The organism is Stenotrophomonas maltophilia group sp. P373 (genome assembly GCF_053295075.1).
This window is the reverse complement of the sequence record NZ_CM129994.1, coordinates 2881836-2907708: the sequence shown is the minus strand read 5'-3', so window position 1 is coordinate 2907708 and position 25873 is coordinate 2881836. Positions and strand designations below refer to the sequence as shown.

At 67.6% G+C, this 25873-nt stretch carries 25 protein-coding genes and 2 tRNA genes; 5 read left to right on the top strand and 22 right to left on the bottom strand.

Translation table 11 applies throughout. The features are described 5' to 3' along the window. The 7 genes from pgaA to ACSYHF_RS13525 all read right to left on the bottom strand — a co-directional run bounded on the left by pgaA (position 1) and on the right by ACSYHF_RS13525 (position 7076). The gene (gene pgaA, locus ACSYHF_RS13555) at positions 1-2028 is read right to left on the bottom strand and encodes a poly-beta-1,6 N-acetyl-D-glucosamine export porin PgaA (protein ID WP_447575728.1); all 2028 of its coding nucleotides are present in this window, start codon (positions 2026-2028) and stop codon (positions 1-3) included. Between the two features lie 342 nt (positions 2029-2370). Next, complete coding sequence (locus ACSYHF_RS13550; protein WP_065178262.1) at positions 2371-3576, bottom strand: CynX/NimT family MFS transporter; 1206 nt, start codon at positions 3574-3576, stop codon at positions 2371-2373. A 224-nt stretch (positions 3577-3800) separates the two neighbouring features. Then, positions 3801-3877: transfer RNA gene (locus ACSYHF_RS13545), tRNA-Pro, on the bottom strand. Positions 3878-4017: 140 nt separating this feature from the next. Next, positions 4018-4094: transfer RNA gene (locus ACSYHF_RS13540), tRNA-Pro, on the bottom strand. A gap of 55 nt (positions 4095-4149) precedes the next feature. Next, a complete protein-coding gene (cydX, locus tag ACSYHF_RS13535) occupies positions 4150-4266 on the bottom strand; it encodes a cytochrome bd-I oxidase subunit CydX (RefSeq protein WP_005410354.1) in 117 nt (38 codons plus the stop codon). A gap of 53 nt (positions 4267-4319) precedes the next feature. Beyond that, positions 4320-5471, bottom strand: coding sequence for a cytochrome d ubiquinol oxidase subunit II (gene cydB, locus ACSYHF_RS13530; RefSeq protein ID WP_053501030.1), 1152 nt, complete (start codon positions 5469-5471; stop codon positions 4320-4322). Positions 5472-5486: 15 nt separating this feature from the next. Continuing rightward, positions 5487-7076 (bottom strand): cytochrome ubiquinol oxidase subunit I, encoded by a 1590-nt coding sequence (locus ACSYHF_RS13525; protein ID WP_053501033.1) that lies wholly within the window; start codon positions 7074-7076, stop codon positions 5487-5489. A gap of 228 nt (positions 7077-7304) precedes the next feature. Between ACSYHF_RS13525 and cydD the strand changes: the two genes are divergently transcribed. Together cydD and cydC are read left to right on the top strand one after the other, a co-directional pair. Then, positions 7305-9050, top strand: coding sequence for a thiol reductant ABC exporter subunit CydD (cydD, locus tag ACSYHF_RS13520; protein ID WP_065178265.1), 1746 nt, complete (start codon positions 7305-7307; stop codon positions 9048-9050). Continuing rightward, positions 9047-10720: a thiol reductant ABC exporter subunit CydC gene (gene cydC / locus ACSYHF_RS13515; protein WP_065196625.1), complete on the top strand. Its 1674-nt coding sequence runs from the start codon at positions 9047-9049 to the stop codon at positions 10718-10720. Before cydD ends, cydC begins: the two co-directional genes overlap by 4 nt. 98 nt (positions 10721-10818) lie before the next feature. Here the strand turns inward: cydC and ACSYHF_RS13510 are convergent, their stop codons facing one another. The 11 genes from ACSYHF_RS13510 to ccmA form a co-directional block, all read right to left on the bottom strand. Continuing rightward, the gene (locus ACSYHF_RS13510; RefSeq protein ID WP_329845152.1) at positions 10819-11163 is read right to left on the bottom strand and encodes a DUF1294 domain-containing protein; all 345 of its coding nucleotides are present in this window, start codon (positions 11161-11163) and stop codon (positions 10819-10821) included. After that, entirely contained in the window at positions 11164-12276 is a 1113-nt protein-coding gene (gene metX, locus ACSYHF_RS13505; protein WP_447575727.1) for a homoserine O-acetyltransferase MetX, read from the bottom strand. It lies immediately after the preceding gene. A gap of 150 nt (positions 12277-12426) precedes the next feature. Then, positions 12427-13416 (bottom strand): tetratricopeptide repeat protein, encoded by a 990-nt coding sequence (locus ACSYHF_RS13500; RefSeq protein WP_197598569.1) that lies wholly within the window; start codon positions 13414-13416, stop codon positions 12427-12429. Next, positions 13410-13877 carry a cytochrome c-type biogenesis protein gene (locus ACSYHF_RS13495; protein ID WP_447575726.1) on the bottom strand — a complete coding sequence of 156 codons (468 nt, stop codon included), beginning with the start codon at positions 13875-13877 and terminating at the stop codon, positions 13410-13412. The genes ACSYHF_RS13500 and ACSYHF_RS13495 overlap by 7 nt, the downstream gene beginning before the upstream one ends. Positions 13878-13881: 4 nt before the next feature. Beyond that, complete coding sequence (locus tag ACSYHF_RS13490; protein WP_005417655.1) at positions 13882-14499, bottom strand: DsbE family thiol:disulfide interchange protein; 618 nt, start codon at positions 14497-14499, stop codon at positions 13882-13884. 8 nt (positions 14500-14507) lie between these two features. Beyond that, a complete protein-coding gene (locus tag ACSYHF_RS13485) occupies positions 14508-16427 on the bottom strand; it encodes a heme lyase CcmF/NrfE family subunit (protein ID WP_119706103.1) in 1920 nt (639 codons plus the stop codon). Next, positions 16428-16889: a cytochrome c maturation protein CcmE gene (ccmE, locus tag ACSYHF_RS13480; protein ID WP_005417653.1), complete on the bottom strand. Its 462-nt coding sequence runs from the start codon at positions 16887-16889 to the stop codon at positions 16428-16430. Then, positions 16886-17074, bottom strand: coding sequence for a heme exporter protein CcmD (locus ACSYHF_RS13475; RefSeq protein WP_005417652.1), 189 nt, complete (start codon positions 17072-17074; stop codon positions 16886-16888). The genes ccmE and ACSYHF_RS13475 overlap by 4 nt, the downstream gene beginning before the upstream one ends. Further along, positions 17071-17841: a heme ABC transporter permease CcmC gene (ccmC, locus tag ACSYHF_RS13470; protein ID WP_005417651.1), complete on the bottom strand. Its 771-nt coding sequence runs from the start codon at positions 17839-17841 to the stop codon at positions 17071-17073. The genes ACSYHF_RS13475 and ccmC overlap by 4 nt, the downstream gene beginning before the upstream one ends. 43 nt (positions 17842-17884) lie before the next feature. Then, the gene (ccmB, locus tag ACSYHF_RS13465; protein ID WP_005417647.1) at positions 17885-18580 is read right to left on the bottom strand and encodes a heme exporter protein CcmB; all 696 of its coding nucleotides are present in this window, start codon (positions 18578-18580) and stop codon (positions 17885-17887) included. Next, positions 18577-19206 (bottom strand): heme ABC exporter ATP-binding protein CcmA, encoded by a 630-nt coding sequence (gene ccmA, locus ACSYHF_RS13460; RefSeq protein WP_032954317.1) that lies wholly within the window; start codon positions 19204-19206, stop codon positions 18577-18579. The genes ccmB and ccmA overlap by 4 nt, the downstream gene beginning before the upstream one ends. A gap of 178 nt (positions 19207-19384) precedes the next feature. On the opposite strand from ccmA, the gene ACSYHF_RS13455 reads away from it, so the two are divergent. The 3 genes from ACSYHF_RS13455 (at position 19385) to ACSYHF_RS13445 (ending at position 21892) form a co-directional block, all read left to right on the top strand. Next, positions 19385-20533 carry a pyridoxal phosphate-dependent aminotransferase gene (locus ACSYHF_RS13455; RefSeq protein ID WP_005417643.1) on the top strand — a complete coding sequence of 383 codons (1149 nt, stop codon included), beginning with the start codon at positions 19385-19387 and terminating at the stop codon, positions 20531-20533. 14 nt (positions 20534-20547) lie between these two features. Further along, the gene (locus ACSYHF_RS13450; RefSeq protein ID WP_447575725.1) at positions 20548-21354 is read left to right on the top strand and encodes an amidohydrolase; all 807 of its coding nucleotides are present in this window, start codon (positions 20548-20550) and stop codon (positions 21352-21354) included. Positions 21355-21457: 103 nt separating this feature from the next. Continuing rightward, positions 21458-21892: a hypothetical protein gene (locus tag ACSYHF_RS13445; protein ID WP_061478014.1), complete on the top strand. Its 435-nt coding sequence runs from the start codon at positions 21458-21460 to the stop codon at positions 21890-21892. Positions 21893-21978: 86 nt separating this feature from the next. Here the strand turns inward: ACSYHF_RS13445 and ACSYHF_RS13440 are convergent, their stop codons facing one another. From ACSYHF_RS13440 to ACSYHF_RS13425, 4 genes are all read right to left on the bottom strand, one after another. Continuing rightward, positions 21979-22221 carry a hypothetical protein gene (locus tag ACSYHF_RS13440; protein WP_005417638.1) on the bottom strand — a complete coding sequence of 81 codons (243 nt, stop codon included), beginning with the start codon at positions 22219-22221 and terminating at the stop codon, positions 21979-21981. A 209-nt stretch (positions 22222-22430) separates the two neighbouring features. Further along, complete coding sequence (locus ACSYHF_RS13435; RefSeq protein ID WP_447575724.1) at positions 22431-24053, bottom strand: pseudouridine synthase; 1623 nt, start codon at positions 24051-24053, stop codon at positions 22431-22433. Continuing rightward, positions 24046-24921: an SMC-Scp complex subunit ScpB gene (gene scpB, locus ACSYHF_RS13430; RefSeq protein ID WP_053497859.1), complete on the bottom strand. Its 876-nt coding sequence runs from the start codon at positions 24919-24921 to the stop codon at positions 24046-24048. The genes ACSYHF_RS13435 and scpB overlap by 8 nt, the downstream gene beginning before the upstream one ends. A gap of 13 nt (positions 24922-24934) precedes the next feature. Beyond that, positions 24935-25840 carry a segregation and condensation protein A gene (locus ACSYHF_RS13425; protein ID WP_005417635.1) on the bottom strand — a complete coding sequence of 302 codons (906 nt, stop codon included), beginning with the start codon at positions 25838-25840 and terminating at the stop codon, positions 24935-24937. Positions 25841-25873: the final 33 nt, after the last annotated feature.

Genomic DNA, 25873 nt, shown 5'->3' with positions numbered 1-25873 from the left:
TCAGTCTCCCCAGCGCAGTGCGGCTTCGAAGCCGATATGACGCTCGCGGTGGCCGTCGTAGACCGGCCGCGACCAGCGCACGCCGTACTCGAACACGCGGCCCGGGCCCAGCTGCCATTCGTGCATGTACGACACCGACGGCACCAGCGCACTGCCGAAGCCGTCCTGCCAGTAGTCGCCCAGCGAGACGGTCAGCCGGTGCCGGAAGTGGCGCTCGTAGTGACGCCACAGCTGCTGGTCGATGCGCAGGCCGATCTCGACCATGCGGTCACGCTTCGGATTGAAGTAGGGCGCGTCGTCGCGGCTGCCGCGGCTGGTATAGGCACTGGCCAGGCCATCGAGCAGCCAGCGCGGGCGGGTCAACAGGCGCTGTTCAATGCTGGTGCTGAACAGTTCGCGATGGTTGCCGTCGTCGTAGCGGAAGCGGCTGGCACCGAGCATCCAATGGGTGAGCTCGCTGCGCCGGTAGTCCACCTGTGCGCTCACGCTGTCGGCGGTGATGCCGGCCGCGCGTGCTTGCATCGAGGCCTCTGGATCATTGCGCGCGGCCACCAGGCCGGCGTGCCAGTAATCGTTGAACTGCCAGCCGACGCCGACCCGCAGGCCGGTATCGCCGATGTGGTCGTTGGCGCGCAGGACGGCCGCCTCCGCATCCAGCTGCCCGAAGCGGTAGCGAACGCCCGCACCCAGCCACAGGGGATCGATGCGCTGGTCCTGGAAATCGTTCGAGCGCCGGTCGGCCAGGGCGAACAAACGCCAGCGGTCATCAAGGATCGGTGTCTCCACTTCCACACCATAGTGGCGATCGTTGTTGCCCAGTGGCGAGGTGCCACCGCCACCGGAGCTGCGGCCGATGTCGGTCCATGCCTTCAGCTGCCAGCCGCGATGCGCACGCCAGGCCTGGTCCATGCGTTCGACAGCCGGTTGGGTGGGATAGCGTGCGACCAGGTCATCGTGCAGCGGCCGCGCCAGGTCGTCGCGCTGCAGGGCGACGTAGGCCTCTTCCATGCCCAGCCGCGGTTCGATGTCACGCGGGTCCAGCGCGTGTGCCATCTGCTGTCGTTGCAGTGCCCTTCGTGGCCAGCCGCGCATCATGTAGACGCTGCCCAGCGCACTCTGCAGGCCTCCGTTGCCGGGTGCGATGTCCACCATCGACTCCAGGTCGTGCTGCGCGGTGACCAGGTCGCCGCTGTAAGCGCGCACCATTGCCAGGTTGAGATCCGCCTCGTAGCGTGACCAGTTCGCGTACGGTGATTTGCCGTTGCTCCAGCGCCACGCCGGCTCCTTGTCGCGCCATGCCTGCAGCAGGTCGATCGCTTTTTCCTGCTGCTCGCTTTCCAGGTAGGCGTAGGCCAGTTCCGAATGTGAGGCGTCGCGCGCCGGATCGCCAGCGACGGCTGCCTGCAGTACGGGAATGGCTTCTTCCGGGTGCAGGGTGCCCATCAACGAATCGCCCACGGCAGGCAGCACGTAGTCGGGCAGGGTGTGGCCTTCGGCCTGCAGGGCTCGTGCTTCCTCGCGGACCTGCGCATGGCGGCCCAGCCGGTTGAGCAGGATCAGCCGGTCCATGCGGATGCGCAGTGGGGCCTGCGAGGGTGGGGTGCCTTCGCCGCCGACGTAGCGCTGCATGCGCGCCAGGGTCGACTCGGCTTCTTCCAGGCGGCTGTCCTCGCTGCTGCTGTAGGCCAGGCTCCAGACCACGAGTTTGGCCAGGTAGTCGCCTTCCAGGCGCTGCTTCTGGGCGTCGTCGAACAGCTGCGGCCGCTGCTGGTACAGCTCCCAGGCGCGCCAGGCATTGCCGATGTCGCCCAGGGTCAGCACGCGCAGCTTGAACAGCAGATCGTCGTTGGGCTGCTGCTGGCTGGCGCGCTCGATTGCGCCGAGCGCATCCAGCCAGCGGGCCTGGTCGCGGTAGCGGCCGATCTCGGCCAGGGCCGCGTCGCGGTCGGTCGGAGCGGCGCCGCTGGCCCAGGCCAGAGCGGTGCATGCGAGGCCGACGCAGAGCGCCAGCCGGCGGTGGACAACCATTGGGGACCCCCTTGGCTTCCGAACCAGACAACCTGCGAAAATGTGACGCAAGTCACATGCCAGTATTTGGCGTGGCCGTGGCCCGCGTCACTCCCTTCGTGCGTTCCCGCCCATTGAAGACGGATACAACCCGGACAGCGACCTGCAATGTCTTGTCTGAAACGAGAGTCCCCCGCACACCGAGTGGTGGCCTGGGCGGCGCTGCCGCCCCCATGCCCGATGCCGGCACGCGGCAAGGAAGGGCATTCGTGGGCACTATCCGCCCGGAATTGTCAGTTCGGCGTCAAGATTGCCCGGTGTCTGACGAGCGGTAGGCGGGGCCGTCTGGCGGCCCCGGCCGGGCTACCAGAGATCTTCCAGCTTGCGGGGCTTGCAGGCGACCCACGAGGCGCACAGCATCAGGGTGGCGCAGCCGAACAGGAAGCTGAACGGGAGCGTCCAGCCATTGCTGACGGTATGCAGCCAGCCGACCAGGAACGGGCCCAGGCAGCTGAAGCTGTAGCCCACGCCCTGCATGAAGCCCGACAGCGCGGCCGAGCCGGCCGGGGTGCGGGTGCGCAGGTTGATCAGGGTCAGCGCCAGCGGGAAGGTGGACGGGCCGACGCCGAGCAGGCAGGCCCACAGCAGGGGAGCCTTCATCGGCGCCAGCAGCAGCCCGGTGAAGGCGATCACGAACGAGAAGAAGCCGATCAGCACCAGCGGGAACGGGTTCTGCATGCGTACCGCCATCGACGGAATGACCAGTGACGGCAGCAGGCCCAGTGCCGAGAACACCGCTACCATCACGCCACCGAATGCAGGCGTGCCACCGGCCTCGACCACGATGCGCGGCAGCCAGGTGAACATCGAATAGGTCATCAGTGAGGTCATGCCGAACATCAGCGTCATGCTCCAGCCCAGCGACGTGCGCCAGACCTTTCCGTGCGGCTGCGCGGTGGGATCGGCGGCGTCGGCCAGCGGCTTCGGTGCGCGCCTGGCCAGCACCAGCCACGGCAGCGCGGCGGCCAGTGCAAGCAGCGCCCACATGCCCAGCGACACGCGCCAGCCTGCAGCGTTGGCCACCGGTACTGCCAGTAGCGCCGGCAGCATCGTGCCCAGCTGCAGCACGCTGATGTAGAGCGTGCTCATGGTGCCGACCTTGTTGGCGAAGTAACGCTTCACCAGCGGCGGCACCACCACGTTGCCGATGCCCATGCCGGCCAGCGCGATTACCGAGCCCAGCAGCAGCGTGCCGACGTTGCCGGCGCTGGAGCGCAGCAGCAGGCCGGCCATCGCCATCAGCATTGCCAGCAGCGTAGTGCGTTCCAGGCCCAGGCGCCGCGCCAGTGCCGGCGTGGCCACGCCGAACAGCGCGAACGAGGCGGTCGGCAGCATGCCCAGTACGCCGGTCATGGTGGTGCCGAAGCCGAACTGCTGGCCGAGCACGTCCAGCAGGGGCGTGATCGACGTTACTGCGGTGCGCAGGTTGATCGCTGCCAGCAGGATGGCGGCGAAAGCCAGCACGCGCCCGTGCAGCAGCGACGGCGAATCGGAAGTGGAGGAACTCATCGGTGATCCTTGCAGGTGTCGCACGCCGCGGCAATGGCATGCAGCGCCGGCATCGGTCTACGCCGAAGCGGCAGGTGGGGGAGTGGTGGCTGCAGGTGGGCCGGCAGCGCGGCCATTGTACGTGTGCGCTCCGGCAAGGTCCCGTCATGCGGGCGGCCTGGCGCCGGGTACAAAAAAACCCGGAGGACAGTGATGTCTTCCAGGCTTCTTGGTGACCACCGAAGTGGTCGGGGAGACAGGATTCGAACCTGCGACCTCTACGTCCCGAACGTAGCGCTCTACCAGACTGAGCTACACCCCGAAGGGAGCCGCCTATTCTAGCGATTCACCCCGATGGCGGCAAGGGGTGAATGCTGTTTTCTTCACACTGCCGAAGCAGTGCCACCTCAGGGAACAAAAAAGCCTGGATGACTTCACCAGGCTTCAATGCGACCACGTGAGTGGTCGGGGAGACAGGATTCGAACCTGCGACCTCTACGTCCCGAACGTAGCGCTCTACCAGACTGAGCTACACCCCGAAGGAGCCGCCTAAGATACCGTGTGAAGGCCAGGGCGGCAAGGTTTTTTTACGGCTCAGCGACGATTTTCTTTCTCGATGCGGTTCTGCTCGCGGGCTTCGAACCACATGCCGTTGAGGATGGCCACCGTCGAGGCGAGGCCGGCACCGAGAATCCAGGCGAAGTACCACATGGTCAATCTCCTTTGTTCAAGAGTGTGCCGACCGTCGGCCGGCACACCGGCAATCAGTAGGCGTTCGGGTTGTTGCCCATCTCTTCGGTGGTGGTCTTGCCCTTCAGCACGCGGTACACCCAGGTGGTGTAGGCGAGGATGATCGGCAGGAACACCGCCGTGGCCAGCAGCATGATCCACAGGGTCAGGTGGCTGGACGAGGCATCCCACACGGTCAGGCTGGAGGTGGGCTGGCTCGAGGACGGCAGCAGGAACGGGAAGATGGCGAAGCCGACGGTCAGGATGATGCCGGCGATGGCCGCACCGGAGGCGATGAAGGCCAGGCCGCCACGACGGGCACGCAGCAGCACCGCACTGGCCAGCAGACCCGCCAGGCCGAGCAGCGGGGCCAGGATCGTGGCCGGCATCGCGCTGTAGTTGCGCATCCAGCCACCGGCGGCGCCGAGTTCGGCGGTCTTCAGCAGCGGATTGGTGGCGCCATCGGTAACCACCTGCGAGGTGATCTGGTAACCCGGCAGGCCGAAGGCCACCCAGGCGCCACCCACTGCGAACAGCACGAAGGCGATGATTGCCGCGATGCTGCCGAAGCGGGCCGCACGCTCGGCCACCGGGCCGTCGGTCTTGATCACCAGCATGGCCGCACCGTGGGCGACCAGCATCGAGACGCTGAGCAGGCCGGCCAGCAGCGCGAAGGGCATCAGCAGGCCGAAGAACGAGCCGGTGTAGAAGATGCGCATGCTGTCATCGAAATGGAACGGAACGCCCAACAGCACGTTGCCCACGGCCACGCCCATGATCAGTGCGGGAATGAAGCCACCAATGAACAGCGCCCAGTCCCAGGTGTTGCGCCAGCGTTCGCTGGGCATCTTGCTGCGGAACTTGAAGCCGACCGGACGCAGGATCAGGGCGAACAGGATCACGAACATCGCCAGGTAGAACCCGGAGAAGCTGACCGCATACAGCGGCGGCCAGGCGGCGAAGATCGCGCCGCCACCCAGGATCAGCCACACCTGGTTGCCTTCCCAGACCGGGCCGATGGTGTTGATCACCCGGCGGCGCTCGGCATCAGTGCGGGCGACGAAGGGCAGCAGGGTGCCCACGCCCAGGTCGAAACCATCCATCACGGCGAAGCCGATCAGCAGGATGCCGAGCAGCAGCCACCAGATCACGCGCAGCGTGGTGTAGTCCAGAAGAATGAAATCCATCTTGGTTCTCCTGCCTCAGGCCTGGCCGGCGGCCGGCGCCGAGGCATTGTGGGAAGCATGCGGCTGGGGCGACTGCAGCGACGGCAGCAGTTCGTCCGGCCCCTTGCGGATCGCCTTGAGCATCAGCTTGATCTCGACCACGATCAGCGCGGTGTAGATCGCGGTGAAGCCGGCCAGGGTCAGCACGATTTCATGCAGCGCCAGGCCCGATGCCGCATAGAAGGTCGGCAGCACGCCATCGACCGCCCACGGCTGGCGGCCGTATTCGGCGACGAACCAGCCGCACTCGATCGCGATCCACGGTGCCGGCAGCGTCCACAGGGCCAGCTTGAGGAACCAGCGCTTGTCCTGGAAGTTGTTGCGGCACGAGTAGTAGAAGGCCAGCGCGAAGAAGGCGATCAGGTAGAAGCCCAGGCCGGCCATCACGCGGAAGGTCCAGAACAGCGGCATCACGCGCGGCACCGTGTCCATCGCCGCCTGCGAGATTTCCTGCGGGGTGGCGTTGAGGATGTCATCGCGATAGCGCTTGAGCAGCAGGCCGTGGCCCAGGTCCTGCCAGTGGCGGTCGAACATCTCGCGCGCTTCCACGTCGTTCTTGTTCGCACGCAGGCGTTCCAGCGCGCCGTAGGCGAGCTGGCCACCGCGCACGCGGTGTTCGGCGCGCTCGACCAGTTCCAGGATGCCCGGAATCGGCTGGTTCAACGAACGGGTGGCGATCAGGCCCATCAGGTACGGGATCTTCACCGCGTAGTCGTTCTGGTGGGTGTCCTGGTTCGGGATGCCGAAGGCGGTGAAGTCGGCCGGCGCACGCTCGGTCTCCCACATCGCTTCGATCGCGGCCAGCTTCATCTTCTGGTGTTCACTGGCGGCGTAACCGCTCTCGTCACCCAGCACCACCACCGACAGCGAGGACAGCAGGCCGAACGCTGCGGCCACCGCGAACGAACGACGGGCCAGGTCCTTGTGCTTGTTGCGCAGCAGGAACAGGGCGCTGATCGCCATCACGAACACCGCACCGGTCACATAACCGGCGCTGACGGTGTGCACGAACTTGGCCTGCGCCACCGGGTTGAACACCACCGCCATGAAGTCGACCACTTCCATGCGCATGGTTTCCGGGTTGAACACCGCACCGGTCGGGTTCTGCATCCAGCCGTTGGCGACCAGGATCCAGATCGCCGACAGGTTGGTACCCAGCGCCATCAGCCAGGTCACCATCAGGTGCTTGACCTTGGTCAGGCGGTTCCAGCCGAAGAAGAACAGGCCGACGAAGGTGGCTTCCAGGAAGAACGCCATCAGGCCTTCGATGGCCAGCGGCGCACCGAAGATGTCACCGACGTAGTGGCTGTAGTAGGACCAGTTCATGCCGAACTGGAATTCCATGACGATGCCGGTGGCGACGCCCATGGCGAAGTTGATGCCGAACAGGACGCCCCAGAACAGGGTCATCCTGCGCCAGATCTCCTTGCCGGTCATCACGTACACGCTCTCCATGATGGCCACCATGAAGGACAGGCCGAGGGTGAGCGGTACGAATAGGAAGTGGTACATCGCGGTCAGCGCGAATTGCAGCCGCGACAGTTCTACGACTGTCTGATCAATCATGGCCTGGCTACCTCGTTGGATAGTGCCGTTGCAGGTGGCGGGAAGGGTGGTCTACGACGTGAATGATGTGACCGACTACTTCAAACAGCCTTGATCCAGATCAATGTATGAACAGGTGCCCCGGTTGATCGTATGCCAACCTGATGAAGACTGCGACTGCTGGCCGCAGAGGCCGGCCATTGCCTGCGCCTACAATGCCGTGTCTCCCCCGTTGCCCGTGAAGACCCCTTGAGCGCTGCCGAAACCTCCTCCGTCGCCCTGTCCCAGGACGCCGAAACGACCCGCCAGCGGCGCGCCCGCAGCGCGTGGCTGGCCGATCTGGCGCGGCCTGCTCGAGGCCGCCAGCGGCTGGCGGCATTGTGCATCAGCCTGTCCGGTGCCCTGTTGATCGGCCAGGCGGCCGCCATCGCCTGGCTGGTGCAGCAGGTGCTGGTAGAGCGCGCGCCGCTGGCCTCGGGGTTGCCGGTGCTGGGCGGTCTGGCGGCGATCCTGGTGGCGCGCACGCTGCTGGGCAGCGCCACCCAGGCCGCCGCCGGTGATGTGGCCGATGCCGCGCGGTTGGCCCTGCGTGAACGCGTGTTCGGACGCCTGCTTGGCCTGGGGCCGCTGTGGCTGCGCCAGCGCCGCACCGGCGAACTGGGCGAACTGATGCTGCATCACGCTGATGCGATCGAGAGCTATTACAGCGGTTTCCTGCCGGTACGCACCGAAGTGGTGGTGGTGCCGCTGCTGATCCTGGCCGCCGTAGCCTGGGTCGACTGGGTGGTGGCGCTGATCCTGCTGTTCACTGCACCGTTGGTACCGTTCTTCATGATGCTGGTGGGCTGGGGGGCCGAAGCGGCCGGCCGCGCGCAGCTGGGTGAGCTGGCGCGGATGAGCGGCCATTTCGCCGACCGCATCAAGGGCCTGGGCCTGCTGCGCCTGTATGGCCGCGGCGAGGCTGAGCTGGAGGGGATCGAGGCAGCTGCCGAAGGCGTGCGCGTGCGCACCCTGAAGGTTCTGCGCATCGCTTTCCTTTCGTCCACGGTGCTGGAGTTCTTCGCCTCGGTCAGCGTGGCGATGGTCGCCCTGTACCTCGGGCTGAGCTATCTGGGCATGATGTCGCTGCATGCAGCGGTACCGACGCTGGGGGCGGGCCTGTTCTGCCTGCTGCTGGCGCCGGAATTCTATGCGCCGCTGCGACGGCTGGCCGCGCACTACCACGACCGTGCCAATGCGCTGGCTGCCGCTGCTGAGGTGGAGCGCCTGCTGCAGTCGCTGCCCGGTGAGCAGGGCCTGATCGAGAACGAAGCCGCGCCGCTGGCGGTGGAGCCGGCCGAGGCCGCGCTGCCGCCGCTGCGGGCACAGGGTCTGGTGCTGCGTCCGCTGGGCGCGCCGCACGATGTGCTGCAGGATCTGGACGTGCTGCTGGAACCGGGCCAGCGCCTGGCCCTGGTCGGTCCCAGCGGGTCCGGCAAGAGTACGTTGCTGGAGGCGCTGGCCGGTTGGCTGCCGCCGCGTGCCGGCAAGCTGCAGGTGCGTCCCGGCGTGCAGGTGGCCTATGCCAGCCAGCGTCCGTACCTGTTCCACGGCAGCATCGCCGACAACCTGCGCCTGGCCGATCCCGGCGCCAGCGATGCGCGCCTGCGCGCGGTGGCCGAGGCTTCGCAGGTACTGCAGTTTGCGCAGCGCCTGCCGCAGGGGCTGGATACGGTGATCGGCGAACGTGGCTTCGGCCTGTCCGGTGGTGAGGCGCGTCGCATCGGCCTGGCCCGCCTCCTGCTGCGTGATCCGCAGGTGCTGCTGCTGGACGAACCCACCGCGTTCCTGGATGCCGATACCGAAGCGGCATTGCTGCGCAGCCTGGCCGCATATGCACGTGGCCGCAGCGTGGTGGTCGCCACCCACAGCCCGGCGGTGATCGCCTGGGCCGATCGTTGCCTGCTGCTGCCGGAAGGCCGCCTGGTGGAACCGGCACAGGCGGTGCGCGCATGAGCCGTTCGCCCGATTCGCTGCGCGCGGTGTTCCTGCGCCATCGTCCGCGCCTGTTGCTGACGATCCTGTTGTTGTGGACCACGATGCTGGCCGGCACTGCATTGCTGGGCCTGTCCGGTGGTTTCCTCACCGCGGCCGCGCTGGCCGGTGCCGCAGGCCTGGGGCAGGGATTCAATTTCTTCTCGCCGTCTGCGGGTATCCGTGGCTTGACCCTGGCGCGCATCGTGTCGCGCTACTTCGAAAAGCTGGTGGGCCACGATGCCACCCTGCGCATCGCCCGCGATCTGCGCGTCTGGTTCTTCCGCCGCGCGCTGCCACTGGCGCCGGCACGGCTGGGCGCTACGCGCACCGGCGAGCTGCTGGCGCGACTGCTGGGCGACATCGGCGAGGTGGATGGCCTGCTGGTACGGGCGATCGGGCCGCTGGTGGCACTGGGTGCGCTGTCGGTGGTGGCGGTTGCATCGGCGGCGCTGATCCTGCCGTCGGCGGCAGTGCTGCTGGCGGTGCTGGCGCTGCTGATCGCCTTCGGTGTGCCGTGGCTGGGCGTGCGTGGCCACGATGAGGAAGAAGCCGACCGCGCCGCGCATCGCGCCGCATTGCGCACCGCGGCCTTTGAAGGGTTGGAAGGGGCGGGAGATCTGGCCGCGCTGCATGCCGATGCCGCGTGGCAGCTGAAGGTGCGCGTGGCAGCCAAGCAGTTGGCCTCGCGTGACCGCCGCCGTCGCTGGCGCCTGGTCGCGGCCTCGACCCTGCACGGCCTGGTGGCCGGTCTGGGCCTGGTGGCGATGCTGGCGTTGGCCCTGCACGCCGCCGAACGGCAGCGCATCGCGCCGGAGATGGCGGCGGGCCTCGTGTTCCTGACCGTGGCGTTGATCGAACTGTGGGCCGGCATGGGCCTGGCCTGGCAGTCGCTGCAGTCCGGGCGCATTGCCGCAGATCGCCTGCAGGCGATCGTCGAGCAACCGCCGACGGTGGACGATCCGCAAGTGCCACAGCCGGTGCCGCAAGCCGCGCGCGTGCATTGGGACGATGTGCATTTCCAGTGGCCGGGCGCGGCGCGGCCGGTGCTGTCCGGTCTCCAGCTGACCCTGGCGCCAGGCGAACGCATTGCCATCCGCGGCGACAGCGGCAGTGGCAAGACCACGCTGTCCAGCCTGCTGCTGCGGCTGTGGGATCCGCAGCAGGGGCGAATCACCTATGGTGGCCGCGATCTGCGCGACGTCGCCCAGGCTGAGTGGCACCAGCAACTGGCGTGGCTGCCACAGAACGCACCGGTGTTTGCCGGCAGCGTGGCAGAAAACCTGCGGTTGGGCGATCCCGATGCCAGCGACGCCGCCTTGTGGGCGGTCCTCCGTCGCGTGCGCCTGGGCGACTGGGCCGAGCGCAACGGTGGCCTGCAGGCCTGGGTGGGCGAGAACGGCGCGACGATGTCGGCTGGCCAGGCGCGACGGCTGGCGCTGGCGCGGGCACTGCTGCGCAACGCGCCGATCCTGCTGCTGGACGAACCAACCGAAGGGTTGGACGTGGATACCGCACGTGCGCTGCTGCAGGATCTCTCCGGGTTGCTGGACGGGCGCAGCCTGTTGATGATCACCCACGACGACCTGCCCGAAGGCGTGGTCGATGCGCAGTACCGGTTGCGTGATGGGGTGTTGGAGCGCGAAGCGTGACAACACCCCGGTAGTGCCGGCCGCTGGCCGGCAACCACGCATCCGCGTCGAACATCATGACGTTGCCGGCCAGCGGCCGGCACTACCCATTCGAACGGTTACCGCGAGAACTCGCGCAGCATCACCGCGATCGAGGCCACGTTGGCCAGCACGCACAGCCAGAACACCCATTGGAACGCGGCCTTGCGATGCTTGTGGCGGAACATCGCCTGGCCCAGCAGCGCGCCGGGCCAGCCGCCGGCGAACGCCAGCAGCTGCAGGGTGCGCTCGGGAATCCGCCACTGCTTTCGCTGCGCCGCGCGCTTGTCATGGCCATAGAGGCCGAACGACACTGCGCTGGCCAGCACGCACCAGCCGCCCAGCCACAGCGGCAGCACGCTGCTGATCATCAATGCAGCCAACGCGCCGAAGGCAGCCAGCGCGAGATTACGCCGCCACGCCACTTACAGCGCGTCGAGGAAGCCGCGCACGGCCGGGCCGAAACGCTCGAAATCGACGAGAAAGGCGTCGTGGCCCTGCGGAGATTCCAGGCCGATGAAGTGCGCATCGGCACCGCCGGCGCGCAGGCCATCGGCAATCTGTTGCTGCTGCTGCACGGGGAACAGGATGTCGGTGTTGGCGCCGATCGCCAGCGCCTTCTCCACCCGGATCTTCGCGAGCCCGGCCAGCACGTCGCCGTCGGCATACTCGGCCAGGTCGAACCAGTCCATCGAGCGGCTCAGGTACAGGTAGCAGTTCGGATCGAAGAAACGCACGAAGCGCCGTGCGTGGCCTTCCAGATAGCTTTCCACCTGGAATTCCAGGCCGAACGGATCGTCGTCGGTCTGGTCCGAATCCAGCCGTACGCGGCCGAAGCGGCCATCCCACTCCAGTGCGGAGCGGTAGGTGATCACGCCCAGCTTGCGCGCCATGCGCATGCCGGACTCGGGGTACTCGGCATCGTCGTAGTGGCCGCCATTCCAGCGCGGGTCGAGGCGGATCGCCTCGCGCTGAAGCGAGCGGATCGCGATCGAGAACGGCAACGCCTGCGCGCTGCCGGAAATGTTGACGTGGCTGCGCGCGATGCCCGGATGCAGCATCAGGATGGCAAGGGCCGTCATGCCGCCCATCGAGTTGCCGACCACGCAGGCCAGTCGCTCGATGCCCAGTGCACGCACGACGTCGACGGCGGCGCGGGCGCCGTCTTCGACCGACAGCTCGGGGAAGCCCAGGCGATACGGTTCGCCCGTGGCCGGGTTGAGCGAAGCGGGGCCGGTCGAGCCCTTGCAGCTGCCCAGCGAATTCACGCACACCACGAACCAGCGGTTGGTATCGATCGGCTTGCCGGGGCCAACCATCGCTTCCCACCAGCCCGGTGCTGGGTTGGCCTCGTTGGCCGCCGCATGCGCATCCGGCGACAGGCCGGTCACGATCAGGATCGCATTGCTGGCGTCAGTCGCCAGCGTTCCCCAGGTCTCGTAGGCCACGCGCGCGCCGTGCAGGGCGCCACCGCGCTTGAACGGGAACGGCGAGGGCAGGGCGTGGAAGCGGGTGCCGGGCGGGATGAATTCGGTCATGCACGCATTCTAGCGGGGCCGCATGTGGAGCTGGCGACACGCTGGTTTCCACCGGCGATGCAGGTAGTGCCGGCCGCTGGCCGGCAACCTCATGAATCCTGATGCGCCTGCGTGGTTGCCGGCCAGCGGCCGGCACTACCGGGCGGCGCGTTATGGAAACCGCAGCTCCACCACGCCCTCATGCGGCAGGCTTACCTTCACCGGAACGCTCTGCAGGTCGTCCTCGCTGCGATTGGCACTGCCGGTGCGCGAGATGCGTGCCAGCACTTCCACTTCGCGATGGGCCGACAGCGGTGCGGTTGGCATCGGACTGTCACCGTCGCCCAGCGCAACCGTGGCCGGGAAACCGGCCAGCGGCAGCTTGCGTGCGGCCACCGGCATCGGCGGTCCACCCACGGCGCGGGCCAGCACGAATACCCGGGTGCTGGCCGGCCACTCGGCATTCTCCAGCGCAGGCAGCTGCACGCGTACCTGCAGCAGCGCCGCTGGTGCTGCAGGGGCGGCATCGGGTGCCAGGCCTGCGGCTTCGCGGGCGATGGCGATCTGCGCCTGCAGCGCCTGCGCGGCGCCGGGCTCAAGCCGTGGCAGCAGGCCGCTCCACACGTCCGCAGCCTCGGCGTTCTTTCCGCGCTGCCGCAGGGCGATGCCCAGCAGCCAGCTGGCGCGCTCGGCGTCGGGGGCCAGTGTACGTGCCTGCTGCAACCAGGCCATCGCGGTGTCGTCGAACTGCTTGCCGGCATCAGCCTGCGCGCGCGCCTGCGCGGCTTCCACCAGCACGCCCGGATCATCCGGTGCCAATTCGGCGGCCTTCGCGAAGGCGTCTGCCGCAGCTGAGGCATTGCCCAGTTCGGCCTGCGAACGCCCGAGCAATGCCCAGCCATCGGCACGCTGAGGGTCGCGCTTCAGTGCATCCTGCAGGGCCTGCACCCCATCGCGCAGGGTGGCTACCGACGGCGTCGGCTGCACCTGTGCTGCACGCGGATCACCGACCAGCAGGTACAGGCAGGCACCGGCCACGCCCAGTGCGAACACGCCGACCACGAAACCGCGACGACCTTGGTGGCGCAACGGCCACAGCACCAGTGCTGCCATCAGCGCAGCAACCAGGCCGGCCAGCACCGGCAGCCAATGGTTCACCATTCGTCTCCTTCATCGGCCTTGCCGGCCGGTGCCGCGCCGACGGTGCGTCCACGTCGGCGGACGATGCCCAGCACCACCAGTGCACCGGCGCCGAGCACCAGCAGGGGGCCACCCCACAGCAGCCAGGTGCCCGGCTGCAACGGTGGTTGATAGAGCACGAACTCACCGTAGCGGGCGACGAGGAACTGCTTGATCTGTGCGTCGTCGTGGCCCTGCTGCATCAGCTGCAGCACCTCGCGGCGCAGGTCCTGCGCGATCTGTGCGTTCGAATCGGCCAGCGACTGGTTCTGGCACTGCACGCAGCGCAGCTGCGCGGCCAGGTCATGGAAGCGGCGCTCCTCGGCATCGTCGCGGAACTGCAGCGGCTGTGGATCGTGCAGCGGCTGTGGATCGTGCAGCGGCTGCTGGGCCAGCGCGACCAGCGGCAGCATCAGGAGCAGCAGCGCCAGCAGCCAGCGCATCGGCTCAGGGCGCCGTATGCAGGGTGTTGCCGGCACTGCCCTGGGCCTTCTCGATCTTCTGCAGTGCCGGGATCAGCTTCTCGTCGACCACGCGCTGGGTCATCGCGCCACTGTACTTCCAGCGCACGATGCCACTGCCATCGACCAGGAACGTCTCCGGTGCGGCGGTCACGCCCCAGTCGATCGCGGTGCGGCCCTCGACGTCGCTGAGCACCACCATGAACGGGTTGCCCAGCTGTTCCAACCAGTGCAGCGCGTCGGTCGGATCATCCTTCCAGTTGTAGCCGATCACGCGCACGCGCTTGCTCTCGGCAAAGCGGGTCAGCACCGGATGTTCTTCGCGGCAGGCCGCGCACCAGCTGCCCCAGACGTTCAGCAGATAGGGCGCACCGCGCAGGTCGTCGCTGTGTACGATCATTTCCGGGTCATGCAATACCGGCAGCGCGAACGCCGGCGCCGGCTTGTCGATCAGGGCCGATGGCAGCACGTCGCGCTGCGGGTCGCCCGACTTCATCACCCCATAGATCATCAGCCCGAGCAGGCCGAAGAAGAACAGCACGCCGATCACGATGGCTACCGGCGGCAGCGGGCGGGAGGGGCGCGGGGCGGGGGACTCGGACATGGGAACTCCTACGGACGACGGAAACGGCGGTCGGCGGCGGTGATGAATCCGCCCAGGGCCATCAGCAGCGCGCCCAGCCAGATCCAGCGCACGAACGGCTTGATGTGCACCCGTACCGCCCATGCATTGTTGCCCAGCGGCTCGCCCAATGCCACGTAGACATCGCCGTCGAAGCGTGCATCGATGCCGGCCTCGGTCATCACCTGGCCGCCGCTGGCGTACTGGCGTTTCTCGGGATGTAGCAGGGCCTGCTCGCGGCCGTTGCGGAGCACCCGCAGGTGGCCCCGATCAGCGATGAAATTCGGCCCTTCGCGATGGTCCACGCCTTCGAAACGGACTTCGTAGCGACCGACCACCAGCTGCTGCCCCGGTGCCAGCGCCACTTCGCGCTGCACGTTCAGCGCTTCCACCAGCAGGGCGCCGGCCAGGAACACGGCGATGCCGGCGTGGGCGACGATCATGCCGAGCATCTCGGCGGTGAAGCGGCCATTGCCGCGCAGGCGCTGCCAGACGAAGCGTGCGGTGCCGAGTGCGACCCAGGCCGCAGCGGCGACGCCGATGCCGGCCTTCCAGCCATTCTGCGGTGCCTGCCACCAGGCCAGCGCGCCCAGCAGCAGCGACAGGCCCAGCCAGGGTGCCAGCAGCGCGAAGGCGCGCGAGGGCTGGTCACGCTGCCATTTCACCAGCGGGCCGAACGGCAGCAACAGGATCATCGGTGCCATCAGCAGCAGGAACAGGCTGCCGAAGTAGGGCGGGCCGACCGAGATCTTGCCCAGCGACAGGGCATCGGCCAGCAGCGGGTACAGCGTGCCCAGCAGCACCATTGCGCAGGCGGTGGCCAGCAGCAGGTTGTTGGCCAGCAGCAGGGTCTCGCGCGAGGTGGCGGTAAAGCCACGGCGCGGGTCGTCGGCGTCCACGCTGAGCTGGCTGGCGCGCAGCGCGTACAGCAGCAGGCTGCCGCCGACCAGCACCGACAGGAACACCAGGATGAACAGGCCGCGCGAAGGATCGGCAGCGAACGAATGCACGCTGGTCAGCACGCCCGAGCGCACCAGGAAGGTGCCCAGCAGCGACAGCGCGAACGCAGCGATGGCCAACAGCAGGGTCCAGCTGCCGAAGGTGCCCCGTTTTTCGGTGACGGCCTGTGAATGGATCAGTGCCGCACCGACCAGCCACGGCATGAAGCTGGCATTTTCCACCGGGTCCCAGAACCACCAGCCGCCCCAACCCAGCTCGTAGTAGGCCCACCAGCTGCCCAGTGCGATGCCCAGGGTCAAAAAGCCCCAGGCGACGTTGGTCCACGGCCGCGTCCAGCGCAGCCAGCGCGCATCCACGCGACCTTCCAGCAGCGCGGCCATTGCGAAGGCGAAGGGCACCGCGAAGCCTACGTAGCCCAGGTACAGCATCGGCGGATGGATGATCAGCCCCGGGTCCTGCAGCAGCGGGTTGAGGTCGCGGCCTTCCAGCGGCGCCGGGTTCAGGCGCAGGAACGGATTGGAGGTGAAGATCAGGAAGGCGAGAAAGCCGACGCTGACCACGCCCATCACTGCCAGCACGCGCGCCTGCACCGGTGCCGGCAGGTGCCGCGAGAACAGCGCCACCGCGCCGGTCCACAATGCCAGCACCAGCGCCCACATCAGCAGCGAGCCCTCATGCGCGCCCCACACCGCCGAATAGCGGTAGATCAGCGGCAGCAGCGAATTGGAGTTCTCGGCCACGTAGCGCACCGAGAAATCCTGCTGCACGAACGCGGCGGTCAGCACCGCGAAGGCGCCGGCCAACAGCAGCAGCTGCGCGAAGGCGGCAGGCCGCGCCACTGCCATCCATGCCGCGTTGTTGCGATGCGCACCGACCAGCGGCAGGCCGGCCTGCAGCAGCGAGGCCAGCAACGCACACAACAGCAGGATCTGACCCAGTTCGGGCAGCACTCAGCGCACCTCGGGGGCCGTCACCGGCACGTCGTGCTTGCGATGGGCATCGCCCATCTTGTCGGCCACTTCCTTCGGCACGTACTTCTCATCGTGCTTGGCCAGCACTTCGTCGGCGACGAAGACACCGTCCTGCAGGCGGCCACTGGCGACCACCGCGGTGCCTTCGGCGAACATGTCCGGCAGGATCCGCGAGGTGGTCACCGCCAGCTGTGCATCGCCGTCGGTCACTTCGAAGCGCGCCTCCAGCGAGCCCACCGGGCGGTTGAAGGAGCCCTTCACCACCATGCCGCCCAAGCGGAAACGCGACTGTGCATCGACATCGCCGCGCAGCACTTCCGAAGGGGTGTACAGGTAGGCGATGTTGCGCTCCAGCGCCATCGCCACCAGCGCGGTGGCCAGGCCGGAGGCGAGCAGGGCCAGCAGCACCCACACCAGGCGGCGACGCTGCACCGGGGTCATCGTTCCAGCTCCGTCGACAGCGTCGTCGCGGCGTCCTGCCTGCCAGCGCGGGTCTGCTGCCGCTGCTGGCGGGCCAGTGCCAGCCGGCGCGCCACGCGCAGGCGCAGCCACGAACCGAGGGCATCGGCGCTGAGTACCAGCACGAATACGGCGTAGGCGCCGATCACATAGGGCAGGTGGGTCATGGCTGGGCCTCCCGGGAGGCGCGCGCGGCATCGACACGGCCGCCGACCCAGGCCTTGCCGGCCTCGCGGTCGAGATTGTCGGCGCGGGCCTTGGCCAGCACCGAACCGGCGAACCAGAACTTGGTGCCGATCACCATCCACCACAGCGGCGCGATCATCGCGCTGCTGATCGCCGATTCACCGAACACGCTGATCGACTGGCGCTGGTGCAGGCCACCCCACCAGTCCACCGAATAGCGGATCACCGGCAGCAGGCTGACACCTACAATGGCCAGCAGGCCAGCGGCGCGCGCGGCGCTGCGGCGGTCTTCGATGGCGTGGTACAGGCCGATCACGCCCAGGTACAGGAACAGCAGTACCAGTTCGCTGGTCATGCGCGGGTCCCAGTCCCACCAGGTGCCCCAGGTGCCCTTGCCCCAGATGCTGCCGGTCAGCAGGGTGATGAGGGTGAAGCCGGCGCCCATCGGCGCGCAGGCCATGGCCAGGATCTCGCAGACCTTGATCCGCCAGATCAGCGCGATCGCGGCATACAGCGCCATCAGCGCGAACACGAACAGGCTCATCCAGGCACTGGGCACGTGGATGTAGAGGATCCGGAAGCTGTCCAGCTGCTTGGCTTCAGGCGGCACCACCAGCAGCGCCTGCCACATGCCGACCAGCAGCACCGGCACTGCAGCAAGGTAGAACACCCGCGACCAGCGGGCAGCGAAACGGTCGAACGTGGGAGGCGAACCGAGTTGGTGGAACCAGCGGACAATCGGATTCATGCGTGGCGGCTATCCAGCAGGGGTGGATTGGCTCTCAGCTCGGTCAACTCAGAGAAATACGTATTGCAGCGGCGGTGGCCAGCGGCGCCAGCACCAGCGCGACCAGCAGGCCGGCGCCCAGCATCAGCAGCGCACCGACCGGATCCTGCCCGCGCCCGGCTGCCGCCAGGCTGCCTGCGCCGAACACCAGCACCGGCACGTACAGCGGCAACGACAGCAGCGCCACGAGAATACCAGAGCGCCGGATGCCAACGGTCAGTGCGGCGACCACGCCACCGATCAGGCTCAGCAAGGGCGTGCCCAGCAGCAACGATGCCAGCAACATCGGCAGCTGGTCATGCGGCAGATGCAGCATTTCGGCCAGCAGCGGGCTGACCACGATCAGCGGCAGTGCCGTGGTGGCCCAGTGCAGCAGCACGCGCACCAGTACCAGCCAGGCCAGCGGCACCGGCGCCAGCAGCCATTGCTCCAGCGAGCCATCTTCGGCGTCGGAACGGAACAGCGAATCCAGCGACAGCTGTCCCGCCAGCAGCACGGCCAGCCACAGCACCGCGCCGGCGGTTGCGGCCAGCAGGTGTGGTTCGCGGCCCTGGGCCAGCGCGAACAGCACCACCACCAGCACCGCGAACAGCAGCGGTTGCAGCGCGTCGCCGCGGCGGCGCCAGAGCAGGCGCAGGTCGCGCTTGAGCAGGGCGCCTGCGGTCTGCCACAGGCCTGGTTCGGTACCCGGCGCGATCATGCGGCACCGCCGAGGTCGAGCTGGCGGGTACGTACCGGCGGTGCGGCATAGGCGCCATGGGTGGTGACCAGCGCAGCGCCGCCGGCGCGCAGGTGCGCCGAAATCATCCGGTTGACCAGGGTGATGCCCTCCAGGTCGAGGTTGGCGTAGGGTTCGTCGAGCAGCCACAGTGGCGCCGGCGACAGCCAGATGCGCGCCAGTGCCAGCCGCCGCTTCTGCCCGGCCGACAGGTGGCGTACCAGAGTGTCCTCGTAACCGGCCAGGCCGACGATGGCCAGCGCGTTGCCGGGCATCTGCCGCGCACGGCGGCCGTGCAGGCCACACAGGAAGTGCAGGTTTTCCAGCGTGCCGAGGTCCGGCTTCAGCGCCGGCAGGTGGCTGAGATAGGCGACATAGCGCGCACGCTCTGCGTTGCTGGCCGGCTTGCCGTCGATCCGCACCTGGCCGGCGCCGGGCCGGGCCAGGCCGGCCAGAACGCGCAGCAGGGTGGTCTTGCCGGCGCCGTTGCCACCCTGCACCAGCAGGGCTTCACCCGCGTCCACATGGAAGTCCAGCGGGCCGAACACCGGCTCGTCATTGCGGGAGAAGCTCAGGCCGCTGGCGGCCAGCAATGCAGGGGTGTCCAAGGGGCAGGGGTCTTCATGCCGGAGTGCGGTCGCAATTGTAGCGGTGAATTCACAGGGTAGTGCCGGCCGCTGGCCGGCAATTTCGCCATCTGCCAGCCGAGGTTGCCGGCCAGCGGCCGGCACCACCGACGCGCGGATTGCGTAAACTCGGAGGCCTTGTTCCCCACAGTCCAGGCCGATGCAACCCACCACCAAGCTGCCCAAGGTCGGTACCACGATCTTCACCGTGATGTCCCAGCTCGCCGCCGAACACGGCGCGGTCAACCTGGGCCAGGGTTTCCCGGACTTTTCCGCGCCGCAGCGCCTGATCGATGAGACTGCCAAGGCGATGGCCGCCGGGCTGAACCAGTACCCGCCGATGACCGGCGTGGCCCCGCTGCGCCAGGCCATCGCCCAGAAGGCGCTGGACTGCTACGGCGCGCAGGTGGATGCGGACAGCGAGATCACCGTCACCAGCGGCGGCACCGAGGCCATCTTCAACGCCATCCACGCCGTGGTGCGTGCGGGCGAGGAAGTGATCGTGCTCGACCCGGCCTACGACTGCTACGAGCCGGCGATCGACCTGGCCGGCGCCAAGGCGGTGCATGTGTCGCTCGATCCGCAGACCTTCGCCGTCGATTGGGATCGCGTGCGTGCAGCGATCTCCCCGCGCACCCGCATGTTGATCGTCAACACCCCGCACAATCCGTCCGGCGCGATGCTGTCGGCGCAGGACATGCAGGCGCTGGCCGAACTGCTGCGCGGCACGCAGATCTACCTGATTTCCGATGAAGTGTATGAGCACATCATCTACGACGGCCGTCGCCATGAGTCGGCGCTGCGCTACCCGGAGCTGCGCGAGCGCGCATTCGTGATCTCCAGCTTCGGCAAGACCTACCACTGCACCGGCTGGAAGATCGGCTATGCGATCGCGCCGCCGGCGCTGACCGCCGAGTTCCGCAAGGTGCACCAGTACAACACCTTTACCAGCTTCGGCCCGGCGCAGTACGGTTTCGCCGCGATGATCCGCGACGAACCCGAACACCACCTGGAACTGGGCGCCTTCTACCAGGCCAAGCGCGACCGTTTCCGCGAGCAGCTGGCCGGTACGCGCCTGAAAGCGCTGCCGGTGCCGGGTGGCTACTTCCAACTGGTGGACTACTCGGCCATCAGCGACCTGCCCGACCATGAGTTCGTGAAGTGGTTGACCATCGAGAAGGGCGTCACCGCCATTCCGCTGTCGCCGTTCTACGAGACTCCGCCGGCCGGCCAGCGCCTGGTGCGCCTGTGCTTTGCCAAGAACGAAGCGACCATGGACGCGGCGATCGAACGCCTGCGGCTGCTGTGAGCGGAGGCGTAGACATGCAGGACCTGCGCATTTCCCTCGTCCAGGGCGACACCCGCTGGCACGATCCGGCCGGCAACCGCGCCTACTACGGCGCGCTGCTCGCACCGCTGGCCGGCAGCACCGACCTGGTGATCCTGCCGGAGACCTTCACCAGTGGCTTCTCCAATGACGCCATCGCCCAGGCCGAAGGCATGGATGGCCCGACCGTGGCCTGGGTACGCGAGCAGGCCCGGGCCTTGAATGCCGCGGTGATCGGCAGCGTGCAGCTGCGCGACGGCGAGGGCGTGTACAACCGCCTGCTGTTTGCCACGCCCGAGGGCGAGCTGCAGTACTACGACAAGCGCCACCTGTTCCGCTACGGCGGCGAGCACGAACGCTATGCTGCTGGCCGCGAGCGCCTGAGCGTGGAATGGAAGGGCTGGCGGATCAATCCGCAGGTCTGCTACGACCTGCGCTTCCCGGTGTTCTGCCGCAACCGCTACAACGTCGAGCGTCCGCAGCAGCTGGACTTCGATCTGCAGATCTTCGTGGCCAACTGGCCGTCGGCGCGCGCCTATGCATGGAAGACCTTGCTGCGCGCGCGCGCGATCGAGAACCTGTGCTTCGTGGCGGCGGTAAACCGCGTCGGCGTGGACGGCAACCAGCTGCACTACGCCGGCGACAGCGCGGTGATCGACTTCCTCGGCCAGCCGCAGGTGGAGATCCGCGAACGCGAACAGGTGGTGACCACCACCATCTCGGCCGATGCCTTGGCCGCGCATCGCGCGCGCTTCCCGGCGATGCTCGATGCCGATGCCTTCCACCTGGATGAACAGGCCTGAGCCACGGCCTGAACACCGCCGCACCAGCGCGCGCGCCTGCATCCAACGTGCACGCGCGCGCTGCTAGATTCGCCGTCAGTCCGACCGAACTGGAAGTCCTGCCATGAACAAGCCTTTCGCCGTGCTGCTGGCCCTGTCTGCTGCAACGCTGGCCCCGGCTGCGCACGCTGCCGGCAATCTCGATTGCCAGCTGCGCTACAACCTGTCCGGCTGGTCGCTGATCTACAAGACCGCCTCCGGCAACGGCACCGTCACCTGCAGCAATGGCGCCAGCATGCCGGTACGTATCGAAGTGAAGGGCGGCGGCCTGACCGTGGGCAAGTCGAAGATCACCAATGGCCGTGGCAGCTTCACCGGCGCCGTCAGCGTCAACGAGCTGCTGGGCACCTACGCCTCGGTTGGCGCGCATGCGGGTGCCGTGAAGTCCAGCAACGCGCAGGTGATGACCAAGGGCGACATCTCGCTGGCCCTGTCCGGCACCGGCAAGGGCTGGGATCTGGGCGTGGACGGCGCCGCCTTCACCATCAGCCGGCGCTGATCCCAAAAAAAGGGGACGGAGGGGATTAAGTCGCTTTCGCCCCTTTGAGGCAAAAACGACTTAATCCCCTCCGTCCCCTTTTTGTATCAGATGCCGTCGGTGTTGGTGCGCACGATCAGCTTCCAGCGGATGTCGCCCTCGTGGGGCGCGTGCTGGTGATGGGATTGGGGCGGGAATGGATCGTTCTTGTTGCACGTCACTTCGCGCTTGCAGCCCTTGCACCGATAGATGCCTGACGCCTGGACCTTCTCGGCCGGGCCATGCGTGTCAGTCCATACCTGTGTGACCTTCTCTGCCTGCAGGTGCGCCGCTTCGGTGTACCACGCCATCGTCAATGCCTCATGTTGCGGGTGAGGGTTCACGATAGGCGTTCATCGCGTTGCTCGCGTCGACCTATGGCACTAATTGCACGTTTTCAAAGAATTCCTAGCTCACGCTTTTCATCCGCGCATGGCGTGGATCTGCCAACGGATCGACCCACCAGACAAAGAAAAACCCCGGCCTGCGCCGGGGTTTTTCATTTCAACGTGGCTGCCGATCAGCCGCCGCGCGGGCCGCTACGGCGCGGGCCGCCGGGACCGCGGTTGCCACCGGGGCCACGGTTGCCCCCCGGACCGCCGGGACCACGGTTACCGCCCGGGCCACGGTTGCCACCACCACCCGGACCACGACCGCCCGGACGGGCGCCCTGTGCCGGCTTTGGGCTGCCATACGGGTTGAAACCCGGGGTTGCATGGTCGGACGGGAAGCTCGGGGCGTTGCCCGGATGACCGTACGGGTGCTTGTTGCCCTGGCCCTGCGAGCGGTTGCCGGCACCGGCCGGACGACCCTGACCGCCTGCGCCGCCACGGCCTTCACCACCGAAACCGCCACGGCCCTGGCCGCCACCGGCGCCCGGGCCCTTCGGCTTGCCGTACGGACGGCCTTGGCCGCCTGCGCCCGGACCACGGGCACCCGGGCCACGTGCGCCCGGGCCGGCATTGCGATGGCCGCTCGGGCCGGTGCTCACGCCATCGGGCACGTACCAGGTGCGGAACGCGGCCGGATTGCCTTCCGGCAGCGAACGGTCATTCTTCGGCGCGCGCTGCTTGAACGGCTTCTGCGACTGCTTGGCCGCTGCTTCACCGCTGACCGTCAGGCCGCCCTTGAAGCCGCCACCCTTGCCGCCGCGACCACGGCCGCGGTCTTCGCGGACGTTGTCGAAACGGCGCAGCTCGCGACCTTCGTCAGCGGTGTTGTGGCCATTGACGTAGGCATTGCCGCGGCCACCTTCGCGCACGCGCACGGTGGTCTTTGCGGCGCGGCGCTGGCCGATCACCGGCTGCAGCGTCAATGCCGACGGAGCGCCTTCTTCCAGCTTCAGCTGCGCACGCAGCGCTTCCACCTGAGCGGTGCCCAGTTCCACCGAATGGCCACGGGCCAGTTCGCGCGGCAGGCTCACCTTGCCATAGCGTGTGCGCTTCAGGCGGCTGACCTGGCAGCCCTGCGATTCCCACAGGCGGCGCACTTCGCGGTTGCGGCCTTCCTTCACCACGACGCGGAACCAGTCGTGAGAATCGGTGCCGCCGATGCGTTCGATCTCATCGAACTTGGCCGGACCGTCTTCCAGTGCGACGCCACGGCTGAGGCGGTCGACGATGGCGTCGGTGACCTTTTCCTCGCCTTCCGGTGCACGCACGCGCACCACGTACTCGCGCTCGACCTCGAACGACGGGTGCATCATGGCGTTGGCCAGCTCACCGTCGGTGGTGGCCAGCAGCAGGCCGGTGGTGTTGATGTCCAGGCGGCCGATGGCGATCCAGCGCGCGCCCTTCAGCGGCGGCAGCGACTCGAACACGGTCGGGCGGCCTTCGGGATCTTCGCGGGTGGTCACCTGGCCTTCCGGCTTGTTGTAGACCAGCACGCGCGACGGCTCGGCCAGGGCAGTGGCGACGAAGCCACGGCCATCCAGTTCGATCCTGTCGCCGCTCTTGACCGACATGCCGGTCTGCGCGACTTCACCGTTGACCTTGACCAGGCCTTCGGCGATGCGCTGTTCCAGCGCGCGGCGCGAGCCGAGGCCGGCCTGGGCCAGCACCTTGTGCAGGCGCTCTTCCAGCTTGAACTGTTCGGAGGTGGCTTCGCGCTTCAGCGAGAGCTTGTTACGGGGGGTGTCACTCATCAGTTTTGCTCCGGCCGACGGTTTCGAGGTCGGCCTCTGGTTCGGAATCGGCTTGGTCAACAGCCACGGTCGTCATCGCGACGGCGTTGTCTTCGCGTTCGTTCACTGGCACCGCGCGCTCGCCCGGCGCGGAATCGGGGTGCCCATCATCGAGGGGCGAAGGTGCTTGCTCATCGGAGGCCGATGCAGGGGCTGCATTGGCGGAATCGGGGGTGTCACTGCCGGCCAGGCCGGCGTCATCGTTCGCGGCAACGCCATCGGCGCTGGCCGAGATGTCCGGACCCTCGGCACCGGCCACGGCCGGTGCATCACGGTCCAGGGCCAGCTGCGGTTCCAGCTCGCCCAGGTCCTTCAGTTCCGACAGCGGCGGCAGTTCGTCCAGTCGCTTCAGCCCGAAGTAGTCCAGGAAGCCCTTGGTGGTGCCGAACAGCGCCGGCTTGCCGGGCACGTCGCGGTGGCCGACCACGCGGATCCATTCGCGTTCTTCCAGCGCCTGGATGATGTTGCTGCTGACCGCCACGCCGCGCACCTGCTCGATCTCGCCGCGGGTGATCGGCTGCCGGTAGGCGATCAGCGCCAGGGTTTCCAGGGTGGCGCGGGTGTAGCGGGTCTTGCGTTCGGTCCACAGCCGGCTGATCCAGCCATGTACTTCGCTGGTGACCTGGTAGCGGAAGCCGGAGGCGACCTCGACCAGTTCCACGCCACGACCTTCGCAGGCCTCGCGCAGGCGCTCCAGCGCACGTTCGATGCTGCCCGGCGGTGCCGGTTCCTCTTCCGGAAACAGGTCCTTCAGCTGGGCCAGGGTGAGTGGCTGGCTGGAGGCCAGCAGGGCACCCTCGACAATGCGGTCGATCAGCGATTGATCCATCGGCAGTCAGCGCTCACTCGTTGGCATTGGCGGCGTCGTTGTCGTCAAACTCGCTGCTGAACTGCAGCGGCGCGTTGGTGTTGCCAGCAGCCAGCGACTTCACGTAGATCGGCGCCAGCGGTTCTTCCTGGACGATGTCCAGCAACTGTTCCTTGGCCAGTTCCAGCACTGCCAGGAACGTGACAAGCACGCCCAGCTTGCCTTCTTCGGCGGTGAACAGCCCTTCAAAACGATAGAATTTGCCGTCTTCCAGGCGTCCCAGTACTTCGCCCATGCGTTGCCGCACACTCAGTGCTTCGCGCTTGATGGCGTGGCCGCTGAACAGCTCGGCGCGCTTGAGCACGTCGTGCAGGGCCAGCAGCATTTCCTTCAGGTCCACCGGCGGCGGCAGCTTCACCGTGGCGCGCTCGGGCATGAAGGCATGCGCCACCGTCGTGTCGCGGTCCTGGCGGGGCAGGGCGTCGATGTCCTCGGCGGCCTGCTTGAAACGTTCGTACTCCTGCAGCCGGCGCACCAGCTCGGCGCGCGGGTCGGCCTCATCGCCTTCCTCGCTGACCGGGCGCGGCAGCAGCATCCGCGACTTCACCTCGGCCAGGATCGCGGCCATCACCAGGTACTCGGCCGCCAGCTCGAAGCGCAGCTCGCGCATCACGGTGATGTATTCCACGTACTGCCGGGTGATTTCGGCCACGGGAATGTCCAGCACATCCAGGTTCTGGCGGCGGATCAGGTACAGCAGCAGGTCCAGCGGGCCTTCGAAGGCGTCCAGGATGACTTCCAGCGCGTCCGGCGGGATGTACAGGTCCTGCGGGATCTGCAGGACCGGTTGCCCATGCACCACGGCCAGCGGCATTTCCTGCTGCTGGGGGGCGGGCGGCCGGGTTGGCGGGTTCGCGTCGAGCGCGAGTTCGGAAGTCATCTAATGGACATCAGGATTGCAACGGACCAGTCG

Excerpts from the sequence above, each read along its gene's own strand:
- ACSYHF_RS13445 (WP_061478014.1), top strand. The coding sequence starts at position 21,458 with ATGAACAAGCCTTTCGCCGTGCTGCTGGCCCTGTCTGCTGCAACGCTG.
- cydB (WP_053501030.1), bottom strand. The coding sequence starts at position 5,471 with ATGGATTTCATTCTTCTGGACTACACCACGCTGCGCGTGATCTGGTGG.
- ACSYHF_RS13435 (WP_447575724.1), bottom strand. The coding sequence starts at position 24,053 with ATGAGTGACACCCCCCGTAACAAGCTCTCGCTGAAGCGCGAAGCCACC.
- ACSYHF_RS13550 (WP_065178262.1), bottom strand. The coding sequence starts at position 3,576 with ATGAGTTCCTCCACTTCCGATTCGCCGTCGCTGCTGCACGGGCGCGTG.
- metX (WP_447575727.1), bottom strand. The coding sequence starts at position 12,276 with ATGACCGAATTCATCCCGCCCGGCACCCGCTTCCACGCCCTGCCCTCG.
- pgaA (WP_447575728.1), bottom strand. The coding sequence starts at position 2,028 with ATGGTTGTCCACCGCCGGCTGGCGCTCTGCGTCGGCCTCGCATGCACC.
- ACSYHF_RS13450 (WP_447575725.1), top strand. The coding sequence starts at position 20,548 with ATGCAGGACCTGCGCATTTCCCTCGTCCAGGGCGACACCCGCTGGCAC.
- ACSYHF_RS13440 (WP_005417638.1), bottom strand. The coding sequence starts at position 22,221 with ATGGCGTGGTACACCGAAGCGGCGCACCTGCAGGCAGAGAAGGTCACA.
- ACSYHF_RS13475 (WP_005417652.1), bottom strand. The coding sequence starts at position 17,074 with ATGACCCACCTGCCCTATGTGATCGGCGCCTACGCCGTATTCGTGCTG.
- ccmC (WP_005417651.1), bottom strand. The coding sequence starts at position 17,841 with ATGAATCCGATTGTCCGCTGGTTCCACCAACTCGGTTCGCCTCCCACG.
- cydX (WP_005410354.1), bottom strand. The coding sequence starts at position 4,266 with ATGTGGTACTTCGCCTGGATTCTCGGTGCCGGCCTCGCCTCGACGGTG.
- ACSYHF_RS13490 (WP_005417655.1), bottom strand. The coding sequence starts at position 14,499 with ATGTCCGAGTCCCCCGCCCCGCGCCCCTCCCGCCCGCTGCCGCCGGTA.
- ACSYHF_RS13525 (WP_053501033.1), bottom strand. The coding sequence starts at position 7,076 with ATGATTGATCAGACAGTCGTAGAACTGTCGCGGCTGCAATTCGCGCTG.
- ACSYHF_RS13495 (WP_447575726.1), bottom strand. The coding sequence starts at position 13,877 with ATGCGCTGGCTGCTGGCGCTGCTGCTCCTGATGCTGCCGCTGGTCGCG.
- ACSYHF_RS13500 (WP_197598569.1), bottom strand. The coding sequence starts at position 13,416 with ATGGTGAACCATTGGCTGCCGGTGCTGGCCGGCCTGGTTGCTGCGCTG.
- ACSYHF_RS13425 (WP_005417635.1), bottom strand. The coding sequence starts at position 25,840 with ATGACTTCCGAACTCGCGCTCGACGCGAACCCGCCAACCCGGCCGCCC.
- cydC (WP_065196625.1), top strand. The coding sequence starts at position 9,047 with ATGAGCCGTTCGCCCGATTCGCTGCGCGCGGTGTTCCTGCGCCATCGT.
- ccmE (WP_005417653.1), bottom strand. The coding sequence starts at position 16,889 with ATGACCCCGGTGCAGCGTCGCCGCCTGGTGTGGGTGCTGCTGGCCCTG.
- ccmB (WP_005417647.1), bottom strand. The coding sequence starts at position 18,580 with ATGATCGCGCCGGGTACCGAACCAGGCCTGTGGCAGACCGCAGGCGCC.
- ACSYHF_RS13455 (WP_005417643.1), top strand. The coding sequence starts at position 19,385 with ATGCAACCCACCACCAAGCTGCCCAAGGTCGGTACCACGATCTTCACC.
- scpB (WP_053497859.1), bottom strand. The coding sequence starts at position 24,921 with ATGGATCAATCGCTGATCGACCGCATTGTCGAGGGTGCCCTGCTGGCC.